This is a genomic window from Paractinoplanes globisporus DSM 43857 (assembly GCF_000379645.1).
GTDB lineage: Bacteria > Actinomycetota > Actinomycetes > Mycobacteriales > Micromonosporaceae > Actinoplanes > Actinoplanes globisporus.
On record NZ_KB903307.1, the window covers coordinates 125,638 to 139,646 of the forward strand.

Annotated in this window: 5 protein-coding genes; 3 read left to right on the plus strand and 2 right to left on the minus strand. The window is 70.7% G+C overall.

From position 1 onward, the window contains the following. Nucleotides 1–41: 41 nt before the first annotated feature. Complete coding sequence (locus A3CQ_RS0123080; protein ID WP_026206070.1) at nt 42–854, plus strand: Fpg/Nei family DNA glycosylase; 813 nt, start codon at nt 42–44, stop codon at nt 852–854. Here A3CQ_RS0123080 and A3CQ_RS58505 read toward each other — a convergent pair. Together A3CQ_RS58505 and A3CQ_RS0123090 are read right to left on the minus strand one after the other, a co-directional pair. Next, nucleotides 839–2,200, minus strand: a complete 1,362-nt coding sequence (locus A3CQ_RS58505; protein ID WP_020513326.1) for a polysaccharide deacetylase family protein — start codon at nt 2,198–2,200, stop codon at nt 839–841. The genes A3CQ_RS0123080 and A3CQ_RS58505 overlap by 16 nt on opposite strands. A 133-nt stretch (nt 2,201–2,333) precedes the next feature. Further along, complete coding sequence (locus A3CQ_RS0123090) at nt 2,334–3,668, minus strand: FAD-dependent oxidoreductase (protein WP_051115323.1); 1,335 nt, start codon at nt 3,666–3,668, stop codon at nt 2,334–2,336. A gap of 221 nt (nt 3,669–3,889) precedes the next feature. Here A3CQ_RS0123090 and A3CQ_RS53710 point away from each other — a divergent pair, with 221 nt between their 5' ends. Further along, a complete protein-coding gene (locus A3CQ_RS53710) occupies nt 3,890–13,711 on the plus strand; it encodes an RHS repeat-associated core domain-containing protein (RefSeq protein WP_051115320.1) in 9,822 nt (3,273 codons plus the stop codon). 28 nt (nt 13,712–13,739) lie between these two features. Further along, a complete protein-coding gene (locus A3CQ_RS0123100; RefSeq protein WP_020513328.1) occupies nt 13,740–14,009 on the plus strand; it encodes a hypothetical protein in 270 nt (89 codons plus the stop codon).

Here is a 14,009-nt window from a genome sequence, read left to right on the forward strand (position 1 = left end):
GCCAAGCGGTTGCCGGCAGCGTCTGAGTACCGTTGTCGATCGTGCCAGAGGGACACACCATTCATCGGCTTGCGGCTCGGCATCGGGAGCTGTTCGCGGGGCGGCGGGTTGCGGTTGCCAGTCCGCAGGGGCGGTTCGCGGCGGGGGCCGGGGTCGTCGACGGGCGCAGGCTGCGCGATACCGAGGCGTACGGGAAGCATCTGCTGCACCACTATGAGGGCGACCTGAGCGTTCACGTCCATCTTGGACTGTATGGGAAGTTCAGCGACGGCGAAGCGCCGGTGCCTACGCCGATCGGGCAGGTGCGGATGGTGGTGAACAGCGACGCGCATTGGCTCGAGCTGCGCGGGCCTACCGCGTGTGAGGTGTTCGATCCGGTGCAGGCGCGGCAGCTGCGCGAGCGGTTGGGGGCCGACCCGCTGCGGGACGACGCCGACGCCGAGGAGGCCGGGCGGCGGGTCCGGGGCAGCACCAAGCCGATCTTCGCGCTGCTGCTGGATCAGTCGATCGTGGCCGGGTGCGGGCTCATCTACGCCAACGAGGTGCTGTTCCGGGCCGGGCTGGCGCCCACCACGCCGGGGCGGTCGGTCGGCGCCGAGTTGTGGGACGAGATCTGGACCGACCTGCGCGCGCTGATGAAGGAGGGCGTGGCCCGCGGCCGGATCGACACCGTGCACACCCAGCACACGCCCGAGGCCATGCGGCGGGCGCCGCGCGTCGACCGGCACGGCGGCGAGGTGTACGTTTACCGCCGCCCCGGCCAGCCGTGCCTGGTCTGCGGCACGGCGGTGGCCCGGGGTCCGCTCGCCGGGCGCAACCTCTACTGGTGCCCGGTCTGTCAGCCCAGTTTCTGAGCGTCGGCCCCGTCGGCCGCGCCGGCCGCGTCCGCCGGATCGGGTGACGCCGAGGCGGCCGGGTCCGGCGTGGCCGGGGTCTCGGTCGGCGTCGGGTCGGAGGCCGGCGGGGTGGTGACGGCCGGGGCCGGCTGGCCGGGGATGCCCAGCGTGAAGTTCTGCTTCAGCCAGGGCAGCAGCTTCTGGTACGCGGCGATGGTGTCCGGCTGGTTGAAGTCGTGAGACAGGATGATCGAACCCGGCTTCACGTGCTTCTTGATGTCGGCGATCACCCGGGCGGTGTGCGCGGCGTCGGTCTCTCCGACCTTGTGGTCCCAGTCCGCGGGGTCGACCTGCCAGTAGAGGGAGGCCATCCCCTCGTCCGCGGCCACGCCGACGAGCCGGTCGGTGAAGTTGCCGCCGGGCGCCCGGAAGAACGGGATCTTCGCGTCCGGCACGGCGGCGCGGATCGCGGCGCTCGTCCTCGCGAGATCGGCCTTGATCTGCTCGGGCTTGTCCTTACCGATCGTGAGGCTGTGGTTCCACGTGTGGTTGCAGAGCGTATGCCCCGCGGCCACGATCTGTCGCACGATCTCGGGATGCTTCTGCACCTGCTGGCCGACCAGGCAGAAGGTCGCCTTGACCTGGTACTGCGCCAGGAGGGCGAGGATCCGCGGTGTCTGCACCGGGTCGGGGCCGTCGTCGAAGGTGAGCGCGACCGTGGTCGAGCCGGTGGTGCGCAGCGAGTGCCCGGGGCCGGCGTTCTTGACGTTCTTGCCGGCGGGGCCGGTCGCCTCGAGAACGGGCACGTTGCCGCCGGTCGCCGCGGAGGCGCTCGGTGTGGGCTTCGCCGGCCGGGCGTCGGTGGCTTTCTTGTCGTTCCCGTCGTCGGCGGCGTTCGCCTTGGCCTTCGCGGGAGCGCGGTTGCCGACCGCCCGGGCGGCGGCCGCGTTGACCGCCTCGATGCCGTTGCGTGCGGGCGTGCCGGGCACCGCGACCAGCAGCAATCCGACCGCGACCAGGGAGGCGAGCAGCACCTGCTGCCGCTTCTTGCCCATCAGCAGCCAGGTCTCGATCGGTAGCGTGCCGGGCGCGCGGTGGCTGCCGGTGACCGGCGGCCGGACCGGCGCGGCCCGGTGGGCGGCGCGGCGTGCGGTACTGCGAGAAGTGGCGATGCGCGGCAGGGCGGCGCGGCGGGCGCGCCGGGTCTGATGGCGCGCGGAGCGCGGCCCGGGGACCCAGGTGTCGTCCTCCAGCAGCGTGCTCACCCGGAACGCGGAAGGCGACTCGGGGCGGCGGTGACGCCCGCCCGCCTCGGCGACGTCGCCGGACGCCGGGCTCGGGGAACGGAGGGAGTGCGGCGACATGCTGCATCTCTACCGTGCGGCAAGATCTGACGCGATACCGGATGGGTGATCTCATCCATACGGTACGTAGTAACACCAGCTAGCGCTCCGTGATTGCCATGGCACAAAATCGACCGGATCCGACTATCTCGGCTCACATTGCACTGTGGACGGCATCGGTGGCCTTGCGGGCGGCGATCAGCACCGGGTCCCAGACCGGCGCGAACGGCGGCGCGTAACTGAGGTCGAGCCCGGTCATCTCCTCGACGGTCATCCGGTTCCACACCGCCACGGCCAGCGCGTCGATCCGCTTGGCGGCCTCGGTGCGGCCCACGATCTGCGCCCCGAGCAGCGTCCCGGTGCGGCGCTCGGCGATCAGCTTGATGGTCATGAAGGCGGCGCCCGGGTAGTAGCCGGCCCGGCTCGTCGACTCCACGCTGGCCGTCACGAACGCGTACCCGGCCCGGCGGGCTTCCTTCTCGGTGAGGCCGGTGCGGGCCACCTCGAGATTGCAGACCTTGGTCACCGCGGTGCCGATCACGCCGGGGAAGGTCGCGTAGCCGCCGCCGATGTTGATGCCGGCCACTCGGCCCTGCTTGTTCGCGTGGGTGCCGAGCGGGACGTGCACGGGATCGCCGGTCAGCAGGTGCCGCGTCTCGACGCAGTCGCCGGCCGCCCAGACCCCGTCGACGCCGACGACGCGCATCCGGCGGTCGGTGCGCACCCCGCCGGTCACCCCGATCGGGAGGCCCGCGTCGGCCGCGAGCGCGCTGTTGGGGCGTACGCCCAAACCGAGAACCACGATGTCGGCCGGAACCGCGCCGCCGGGGGTGAGCACCTCCCGGACCCGGCCGTCCTTCGTCCCGATGCCCTCGACGTGGGCGCCGGTCACCACCTCGATGCCCATCTCGCCGATCGCCTTGCGCACCAGCGCGCCCACCTCGGGGTCGACGGTCTTCGCCATCGGCTCGGGTGACTTCTCCAGCAGGGTGACGTCGAGACCGCGCAGCACCATCGCCTCGGCCATCTCCACGCCGATGTAGCCGCCCCCGATCACCACCGCCCGCTGCGGCGTGGGCTCGCGGTCGAGCCAGTCGTGGATGGCGGCGCCGTCGTCGAGCGTCTGGACACCGAAGATGCCGGCCGCCGGAATCGACGCCCACTCCGGCGTCACCGGAACCGCGCCGGTCGCGTACACGAGATGGTCGAAGCCCTCCCGCACCTCGCCGCCGCCGATCAGGTCGTGCGCGACCACCTCGCGTTTGTCGAGGTCGATGCCGACCACCTCGTGCCGCATCCGCACGTCGATACCGGCGTCGCGGTGCTGGTCCGGCGAGCGCGCGACAAGCTTGTCGCGTTCCTTGACGGCACCGCCGATCCAGTACGGGATGCCGCACGCCGAATATGACGTGAAGTGCCCCCGCTCGAAGGCCACGATCTCCAACCGGTCGCGGTCCAGCCGCTTGCGGGCCTGCGACGCCGCCGACATGCCGGCCGCGTCCCCGCCGATGACCACCAGCCTCACGAGCCCAGCGTAGCGGGCGTCTTGCCATCGTTTCTCTATCGTTCCGCTATCACGCGGCAATTGCCCGCCGCGGGCACTGTCCGGAGCTGTGCGGTCGCTGTAAATTACGCGGCGACGGAAAGCGGCACGATAGTCATCGATGTGTCGCCCGGCTCTTCCCACGGGGGTGGAAGATGCGTCGTGGCTTGCTCCGGCCTGCTCGCGGTAAGGACCCAAAGGCCGCTCTGATCCTTGCTCTCGGACTGTCCTTCCTGCTCACGGCCTGTTCGGCCGAGGAGGGCACCAGCGCCGTCCAGCTGCATCACCGGGTGGTCACCGCCGCGGCGCGGACGGCGCCGAAGCCGGCGCCCGCCCAGCGGTGGGGCGACGCGTCCGGGCTCGACCCGGTGGCCGGCGGGACGCGCAACACGTTCCGCCCGCCGTCCGAGAAATCGAAGTACCCGCCGGTCGAGGCGCCGTCGCTGCCCGCGAACGTCGCGAAGAACGTCGCGGCGCCGGCGACCAAGACGCGCGGATTCCGCGCCGACGGCAGCAGTAAGGAGATCACCTCGCGCCGGGGCGCGCACGAGCGGACGTACGCGAACGCCGACGGCACCGAGACCACCGAGTTCTCGGCCACCCCGCTGAACTACCGCAAGGCCGACGGCACGTGGGCACCCATCGACTCCACCCTGGCCCGGGACCCGGCCGGCGGCTGGCGGCGCGGCGCCGACTCGGTCGGCCTGTGGCTCGCCGACCGGGCCGACGCCGCCGAGCTGGTGCGGGTGACGCTGCCCGGCGGCGGTGAGTTGGCCTACGGCGCGGCGGGCGCCCGGCCGGTGACCGCGACGGTCAAGGGTGACACCGCCCGCTACGCCGGCGTCTGGTCCGATGTGGACGTCGAGCTCACCGCCCAGCCGGGTGGCGTGAAGGAGACGCTGGTCCTCGGCTCGGCCCGAGCCGCCGGCTCGTACACGTTCCCGCTGCGGCTCACCGGGCTGACCGCCGTGGCCGACGGCGACCAGGTCCTGCTGCGCGACGCGGCCGGTGCCACGGTGGCCACCATCCCGGCCGGCCACCTGGTCGACGCCGACGGCGCGGTCTCCACCGACGTCCGCTATCAGTTGGTGCCCACGGGCGGCGGCGTCGCGCTGCGCGTCACGGCCGACAAGAACTGGCTCACCGCGCCCGGCCGTGCCTTCCCGGTCCGGCTCGACCCGCCGGTGCTGGCCAACGGCGCCGCGTCGGAGAGCCTGGTGGTGAGCGAGAGCGGGTCGCGCGGCGGCGGCGACACGCTGACCGTGGGCAGCCGGGACGGCAACAGCTCGGCGTCCTACCTGCGCTTCGGCGGCCTGGTGTCGTCGCTGGCGCGGGAGAGCATCTTCAGCGCCCAGCTGTCGCTGGTGGCCTACGAGGCGCCCTCCTGCAAGCCGCGCGCGCTCAGCGTGCACCCGGTGACCGAGTCGTGGAGCTCGAGCACGAACACGACGTACCCCGGCCCGTCGGTGGGCGGCGCGCTGGCCACGGTCTCGTTCGCGCAGGGCTACGTCGGCCTCGGCCAGGCGAGCTCGTCCTGCCCGGTCGTCGGCACCGTGATCGACCTGGGCAGCAAGGGCCGCGACCTGGTCCAGGGCTGGGTGGACGGCAAGGCCAACAACGGCATCTCGCTGCGGGCGCCGGTCTCGGACAACAGCGCCTGGAAGACCATCGCCGGTCCGAGCAGCGCGAACCCGCCGACGCTCTACGTCACGCACACCCCGTACAACGCGAAATATTCGATCCCGAACCCCACGCCGAAGCCGCCGGTGCTGCAGAACCAGGGCGGCAAGGTCAAGGTCACGGTGACCAACAAGAGCGCCATGGACTGGACCCCGGCCGGGTTCCAGCTGGTCTACCGGGTCTACAACGCGAAGACCGGCACCCGCATCGGCCAGTACGTGGCGGCGCCGCTGGCCGGGAACGTGGCGCGCGGCGCGAGCACCACGCTCGACGCGACGATCCGGGCGCTGCCGATCGGCGACTACCTCATCGACTTCAGCATGGCCACCACCGGCGGCAAGGTCTTCACCGACGAGCTCGTGCCGCCGGCCCGGATCGCCCTGAGCGTGCAGAACATCCCGCCGGTCGTGGGCGAGCTGTTCCCGCCGAACGGCTATCAGTCGCCGACGTTGCGGCCGCAGCTGTGGGCGCAGGGGGTCGACATCGACGCGCCGCCGTCGCAGACGCTCCAGTACAAGTTCGAGTACTGCTCGGTGAGCAGCGCCGGCGCGCCGACCGGCTGCACCGTCTCGGCGTACCAGGCCAAGCAGTCGTTCACCGTCCCGGCCTCGGTGTTCAAGTGGAGCACGCCGTACATGTGGCGGGCCTACGTCAAGGACAACACCACCGAGGTGGTCAGCGCCTACTCGACGCTGGTGACGGTCGCGCCGCAGCCGGCCATCACCTCGCGGGTGGCGAACGCGCCGTACGGCACCAGCGACAAGGAGTTCGACCCGGACCTCGGCAACTACAGCACCGCGGCCGTGGACGCCACGGCGGCGACGGCGGGGCCGGCGCTGAGCGTCACGCGCAGCTACAACAGCCTCGACCCGCGCCGCAACCTGGCCTTCGGCGCGGGCTGGATGTCGCAGCTGGACCTGCGGGTGGAGGCCGACGCCGACGGTTCGGGCAACGCGCTGGTCACCTACGCCGACGGGCAGCAGGTGCGGTTCGGCCGCAACCCGGACGGCACGTTCGCGGCCCCGCCCGGGCGCACCGCCCAGCTGTCCATAGTGAACAGCGCCTACGTGCTCAAGGACCTGAAGGGCACGACGTACACGTTCCGCTCCGGCGACGGCCGGATCTCCACGATCGTCGACAAGTACAGCCGGGTCCTCGAGTTCGTCTACGACTCCACCGGTCACCTGCTGCGCATGCAGGTGCGCAGCAACACCAACGCGACGCCCGGCCGCAAGCTCGTCATGACCTGGAACACGGCCGGCACCCATGTGACCGGCGTGACCACCGATCTGGGCGGCACCTGGACCTACGAGTACACCGGCGACCTGCTCACCAAGGTCTGCAGCCCCGGCGGGGCGAGCTGCACCACCTACACGTACGCCGCGGGTTCGCACTACCGCAGCAGCGTGCTGGACAGCGGCCCCGCCTCGTACTGGCGGCTCGGCGAGAAGGCCGGCGCGGAGGGCGCCGCCAGCGAGGTGCTCAACAACCTCGGCAAGGACGCCGGTGTCCTGCGCAACGTGACGCTCGAGCAGGCCGGCGCGCTGCTCGGCACCGACGACACGGCCGCGCTGTTCAACGGCAGCAACGCGGTGGCCGAGCTGCCCAAGGGCGTGGTGAAGCGCAGCCGGGACACCGCGGTCGAGATGTGGTTCAAGGTCGCCCCGAGCCAGACCGGCGGCCCGCTGATCGGGTACCAGGACACCGCCGTCGACACGACGCCGACCATCGGCGTCCCGTTGCTCTACGTCGGCTCCGACGGCCACGTCTACGGCCAGTTCAAGACCACGGCCAGTGCTCCCGCGCCGATCGACGGCGGGGTCGACGTCCGCGACGGCAAGTGGCACCACGTGGCGCTCTCGGTCTCGGCCGACGCGCAGACCCTCTATCTGGACGGTACGGCCCACAAGCCCGCGACCGTCGTGCCGCTCGACTACAACACGCTCACCTTCAACCAGGTCGGCGCCGCCTGGGCCACCACGCCCACCGCCTGGAAGAACTGGGGTTCGACGTCGGCCAAGCGCTACTTCAACGGCAGCATCGACGAGGTCGCGATCTACGGTCACGCGCTCGGCGACCAGGCGGTCAAGGCCCACGTGCTGTACGGCACCGCGCAGGCCGACCAGCTCTCCAAGATCACGCTGCCGAGCGGCAAGACCTCGGCCGAGACCACCTACGACACCGCCGCGGACCGGGTCGCCGAGTACACCGACGGCAACGGCGGCACCTGGAAGATCGGCAAGCCGACCGTCTACGGGAACGACACCGACCTGCGCCGCGCGGTCGAGGTGCGGGACCCGGCCGACCGGAAGTACCTGTACGAGTACGACGCCCTCGCCAACCGCCCGCTGCGCACGGCCTCTCCGCTGGGCATCGACACCCGGCCCGAGGACAAGCCGCTGCCGGCCACCCCCTCGCCGACTCCGACGCCAACGCCCACGTGCGTGTCGCCGGATCCGAGCTACCCGACGTTCTGCACCACGATCCCCGGGGACTCGCCCGGCCCGATCTTCAGCGAGAACGAGCTGACCGGCTCGGTCATCCGCTCGTTCGGCTACGACGACAAGGGCCGGCAGAACCAGGTCGTCGACGAGAACGGCAACGTCCTCACCATGACGTTCGACGACCGGGGGAACGTCACCTCGCGCAAGACCTGCCGCAAATCCGGTGACTGCCAGACCTCGTACACCAGCTACACGACGCCGAACGCGAGCAATCCGTTCGACCCGAAGAACGACCTGCCGATCGAGTCGCGCGATCCCCGGTCGAGCGGCGCCACGGACAACAAGTACCGGACCGTCACCGCGTACAACAACGGCGGCGACGTCTACACCGAGACCCGGGCCGACGGCGCGATCACCACGAACCTCTACACCGGTGGCAACGAGATCGGCTACGGCAGCACCACCGACACGGTTCCGGCCGGCCTGACCTCCTCGACCACCGACGTGGCCGGCCGGATCACCCGGTACCGGTACACGGCGGCCGGCGACCTGGCGCTGGTCACCTCGCCGACCGGGCTGGTCACCGAGTACACGTACGACGCGCTGGGCCGCAAGACCCAGGAGAAGGTGACCTCGGACAGCTACCCGTCCGGCGTGGTCACCACCTTCACCTACGACGACTTCGGGCACCCCCTGGTCACCATCGGGCCGATCACCACCAACGCCGTCGACGGCACCCGGCACCAGGCGATCACCACGAACACGTACGACGTGGACGGCAACCTCGTGCGCACCTCGATCGAGGACGCGCTCGACGCCACCGAGCCGGAGCGGGTCACCACGATCGAGTACGACGACCACAACCACCCGACCCGCACGGTCAACCCCGAGGGCGACGAGCAGACCGAGGGCTGGGACAAGTTCGGCAACCGCACCTCGGTCGTCGACGGCAACGGCAACCGGTACGGGTACGCCTTCACGGCCCGCAACAAGCTGGCCGAGGTCCGCCTCTACGACTACCGCGACGGCCACGACAACGGCGCCGACTACGTGGTGCTCAACTCCTACGCGTACGACTACGGCGGCCGGATGGCCGTCCAGATCGACTCGATGGGCCGCCGGACCGAGTACACCTACCTCGGCGACGACAAGCTCGCCAAGGTCGTGCTCAAGAACTTCCACAACCCCGACGGCAGCACCCGCGACTACGTGCTCGAGGACAACACGTACGACGCCGCGGGCAACCTGACCAAGTCGGTGATCGACAACGGCACGCACACCACGACGAACTCGTTCGACTCGCTGGGCCGGACCGCGACCACCGCGTTCGACCCGACCGGCCTCAACCGGGCCACCACCTACCAGTACGACCTGCTCGGCAACGTCACCCGGACCACGACCACCGGCAACACGGTAAACGTGCCGTGGCTCGTCCAGGCCGGCGCCACGAACGTGGTCTCCCGCGTCTACAACGCCAAGGGGCAGCTCGAGCAGGAGAAGGAGCTCGACGGCACCGCGAGCCGGAGCACCACGTACGCGTACGACCAGCGGGGTCTCACGCTCAGCGTGACCGACCCGCGCGGCGGGATCACCACCTTCGGGTACGACGAGAACGGCGACCGGATCTCCTCGACCGCGCCGACGGTCGGCGTCGAGAGCGGCGGGAACCCGGCGCAGAGCACGAGGCCGACGGTGGCCACCGGCTACAACGCGTTCGGCGAGGCGACCGCGGTCAAGGACGCGCTCGGCAACGTCTCGCACACGAAGTACGACCGGATGGGCCGGGCGGTCGAGTCCGACGGGCCCGCCTACACCGCGCCGGCCGGCCCGAACGTCTCCGGCGCGCCGATCCTCAAGACCAAGTACGACGCGCTCGGCAACGTCGTCGAGACCACGGACGCCAAGCAGCACGTCACCCGCTACACCTACGACCGCCTCAACCACGTCGTGCAGAAGGACGAGCCCGGAAGCACGGACACCGAGCGGCTCGTCACCAAGTACACGTACACCCGCACCGGCAAGGCGCTCTCCACGGTCAGCCCGACCGGCATCCGGGCCGAGGCCACCTACGACGACCTCGACCGGAAGGTCACCACGACCGCCTTCGAGCGCAAGCCGACCGCGCGGACGCTGACCACCACGACGGCGTACGACGACGCCGGCAACGCGGTGCAGGTCACGTCGCCGACCGGGCTGGTCACCAAGTCCACCTACGACGCGGCGGGCGATCAGCTCAGCGTCACCGACCCGGCCGGGGTGCCGACGCAGCAGGGCTACGACGGGTTCGGCAACGCCGTCCGGCAGTCCGACGGCGCCGGCCGCACCACCCGGCACGACTTCAACGCGTACGGCGACATGATCACCGAGATCAATCTCGCCCCGGACGGGACCGAGCTGCGCCGGCAGACCTACGACCACGACAACAACGGCAACGTCACGGCCGTCACCGACGCCCTGCAGAAGAAAACCACGTTCGAGTACGACCCACTGGACCACCTCGTCAAGCAGGTCGAGCCGAAGAGCGCCACCGCCTCGATCACGACGACGTTCGGCTATGACGCCGCCGGCAACCGCACCCGCTACACCGACGGCAACGGCAACGCCACCTACTACGGGGTGAACAGCCTCGGCCTCACCGAGAGCGTGACCGAGCCGGCCACCACCGCGCATCCGGCGCTCTCCGATCGGCGGTGGCTGGTCGCCTACGACCTGAACGGCAACGCCACCACGATGGTCGCGCCGGGCGGGGTGACCCGGAGCCGCACGTTCGACGCCGCCGACCGGCTGATCGACGAGTCGGGCAGCGGCGGCGGGACGGCCGGCGCGAGCCGCGGGCTGGCCTACGACCAGGAGGGACGGACCACCGGCGTCACCTCCGGCGGGGGCTCGGCCAACACCTTCGGCTACGACGACCGCGGCGATCTGCTGTCGGCCACCGGGCCTTCCGGCAACAGCACTTTCTCGTACGACGACGACGGCTCGCTCACCGGCCGGACCGACGCGGCCGGGACGGCCACCTTCGGGTACGCCAAGGGCCGGCTCAGCACGATGAAGGACGGCACGTCCGGCGTCACGCAGACGGTCGGGTACGACGCGGCCGGCGTCGTGAAGAGCATTGACTACGGCGCGGGCCGGGTGCGCGGCTACGGCTACGACAACCTGGGCCGGCTGACCACCGACACGCTCAAGAACAGCGCCGGCGGCACGGTCTCCTCGATCACCTATGCCTACGACCTGGCCGACAATGTCACCGGCAAGAACACCACCGGCACGGCCGGGGCCGGCAACAACACCTACGGGTACGACGACGACGGCCGGCTGACCTCGTGGACCTCGAGCGCGGGGACGGTGGCGTACGCGTACGACGATGCCGGCAACCGGACGAGGGCCGGCACCAAGACCGCGACCTACGACCAGCGCAACCGGCTGCTCGGCGACGGCGACTACACGTACGCGTACACGCCTCGCGGCACCATGGCGTCCCGGACCAGTTCGGGGCTGACCGACACGTACAGCTTCGACGCGTTCGATCGGATGGTCGGCGCCGAGGGGCAGACGTACGTCTACGACGGACTGAACCGGCTGATCAACCGCAACGGCGCGCTCTTCGCCTACTCCGGCACCGATCAGGACCCGGTCTCCGACGGAACCGAGAAGTACGGCCGCGGTCCGGACGGCTCGCTGCTGTCGGTCTCGTCCACGGCCGGCGGCGTGAAGCTCACGATCTCGGACGAGCACGACGACGTGGTCGGCGCGTTCGAGGCGGGCAGCTCGCTGGGCGCGCTGGACAGCTCCACCGCCTACGACCCGTTCGGCACCCGGACCTCGACCGCCGGCGCCCAGTCGAACGTCGGCTTCCAGGGCGACTGGACCGACCCCGCCACCGGCCAGGTCGACATGGGCGCCCGCTGGTACGACCCGGGCACGGCGGCGTTCCTCTCCCGGGACACGGTCGACTACACCACCGGTGACGCGGTGCTGGCGAACAAGTACGCGTACGCCGCGGACGACCCGCTGGGCAACAACGACCCGACCGGCAACTGGCCGTCCTGCGGCTGGTGCAAGAAGGCGATCAGCCAGGTCTCCTCCGTCGTGAGCACCGGCGCGAGCTATGTGTGGTCCGGGGTGCAGACCGCGTACCACGCCACCACGAGCGCGCTGTCGAGCGCCGGCTCCTGGCTCTACAACCAGGCCAGTGCGGGCCTGTCCGCGCTGAAGCGGGGCTGGGACTACGCGTACGGCGCCACGAAGAACTTCATCAAGAGCGTCGGCCACAGCATCGTCGACACCTGGAACAACACGATCCGGCCGACCCTGTCCCGGGCCAAACAGTGGGCGAAGGCCCAGGCCAAGATGGTCTACCAGCGAAGTGTGGCGATCGCCCAGCACGCCCGGGCCGCGATCAGCTACACGATGCAGCACGTGTCGCTCAAGAGCGTCGGCGCGATGGTGAAGTCGCAGCTCAAGAGCATGAAGCTGCACATCTCGGCGAACATCATGCCGAGCCTGGTCGCCAGCTTCAGCAACGTGACCCAGGACCTGGGCATCAACTCGCTGCTCAGCGGGGCGGCGTCGGTCGGCGGCATGCTGATGTCCGGCCTCTCGGCCGCGGGCGACTGGGTCGCCGACCACAAGGCCGAGATCATCGGCGGCCTGGCCGGCGCGGTGGTAGGCGTCGGCTGCGGTGCCCTGATCGGCTGGACCGGCGTGGGCGCGATCGGCTGCGGCTTCCTGTCCGGCGCGGCCGGTTCCCTGGTCACCGACCTGGTGGCCGGCGACAAGGGCTGGAAGGAGATGGGCGCCGACGCGCTGATGGGCGGGGTCACGGGCGCCGTGATGGGCCCGCTGAGCGAGTTCGGCGGCGGCGCGGTGAGCAGCGGCGCCCGCACCGCCGTCACCTCGGGTTCCCGCGAGGGCGTCGCCATCGGCACCGGCTCGGCGACCCGCGCGGTGGCGGCCCGCGAGGCCGGCGGGGCCGGGGAGGCGCTGGCCGGCCGCTCGGCCGGCACCGCCGGCCGCGACGCGGTCGAGTCCTCCAGTGCCGGTGGCCGGAACTTCGGCGCCCGGGCCGAGAACGCCGCGAGCTGCGCGGGCGCGAACAGCTTCGCCGCCGGCACGCTGGTGCTGATGGCGGACGGCTCCACCAAGCGCATCGAGGACGTCAGGATCGGCGACAAGGTCGTCGCCACCGACCCGACCACGGGCCGCACCGGGGTCCGCGTCGTGACCGCCCTCATCGTCGGCGTCGGCGAGAAGCAGATGGTCGAGCTGACGGTCGACCTCGACGGGGACAAGGGCGGAAAGACCGCCACCGTCGACGCCACCGACGGCCACCCGTTCTGGGCGCCCGACCTGCACCGCTGGGTCGACGCGGGCGACCTGAAGCCGGGTGCCATGCTCCGGACCGGCGCCGGCACCTACGTCCAGGTGACCGCGACGAAGAAGTGGACCGCCCAGCAGAAGGAAGTCCACAACCTCACGGTCGACGGCCTCCACACCTACTACGTCGTGGTCGGCGGCCGGGCGCTACTTGTCCACAATGCCGGCTCCACATGTCCCGTGCACGGCGGGGCGACGGGCGTACCGAACCGCGACCTCGTGAAGCCGCAGGAATGCACATGCCCCGGCGGCCGGGGACGAGTTGACAATGATGCGCCCGGGCTTGACGAGGGCGCACCGGAGACGGCTAATAGGCGTATCGAGCTTGCCGAGGATCTCAAAACACAACGGACGAAGCGCGAGGCGGTCGTCCGCGGTGCCAAGGGCGAGGTGGAAGCGGTCAAAGACCACACGGACCCGGTGGGCGGAATTCTTATCATCATTCTTGGAGTTTGGGCGAAGGCAAAAAGAGCCCTCATCGACTGAATTTCGTACGGGATAGCGGGAGGTCATCGTGGACGAATCCGTGTGGCTTGCGATTTCCGTGGCCGTGTTGGTCGTGGTGGTGGTCGGAGGCGGGCTCGTCGTCGTCCGGAGGCGCCGGGCGCGCGCCACGGATGATCCCGAAACGCGGAAGAGGGAGGCCGGGCGCCGGGCGATCGAGCAGATGGACAAAGGACGGCGGCGCGGTCGGAAGGGAACCATTCGCGGCCAGGGTGGAGGCGGTGACGAAAAGACTCAGCAGGACGCTGGATACGGGACCGATTTCGACGGCGGAATCTGA

Bases quoted from the DNA above. Each gene is read 5' to 3' on its own strand.
- A3CQ_RS0123090 (WP_051115323.1), bottom strand. From the start codon at position 3,668: ATGTCGGCGGCGTCGCAGGCCCGCAAGCGGCTGGACCGCGACCGGTTG.
- A3CQ_RS58505 (WP_020513326.1), bottom strand. From the start codon at position 2,200: ATGTCGCCGCACTCCCTCCGTTCCCCGAGCCCGGCGTCCGGCGACGTC.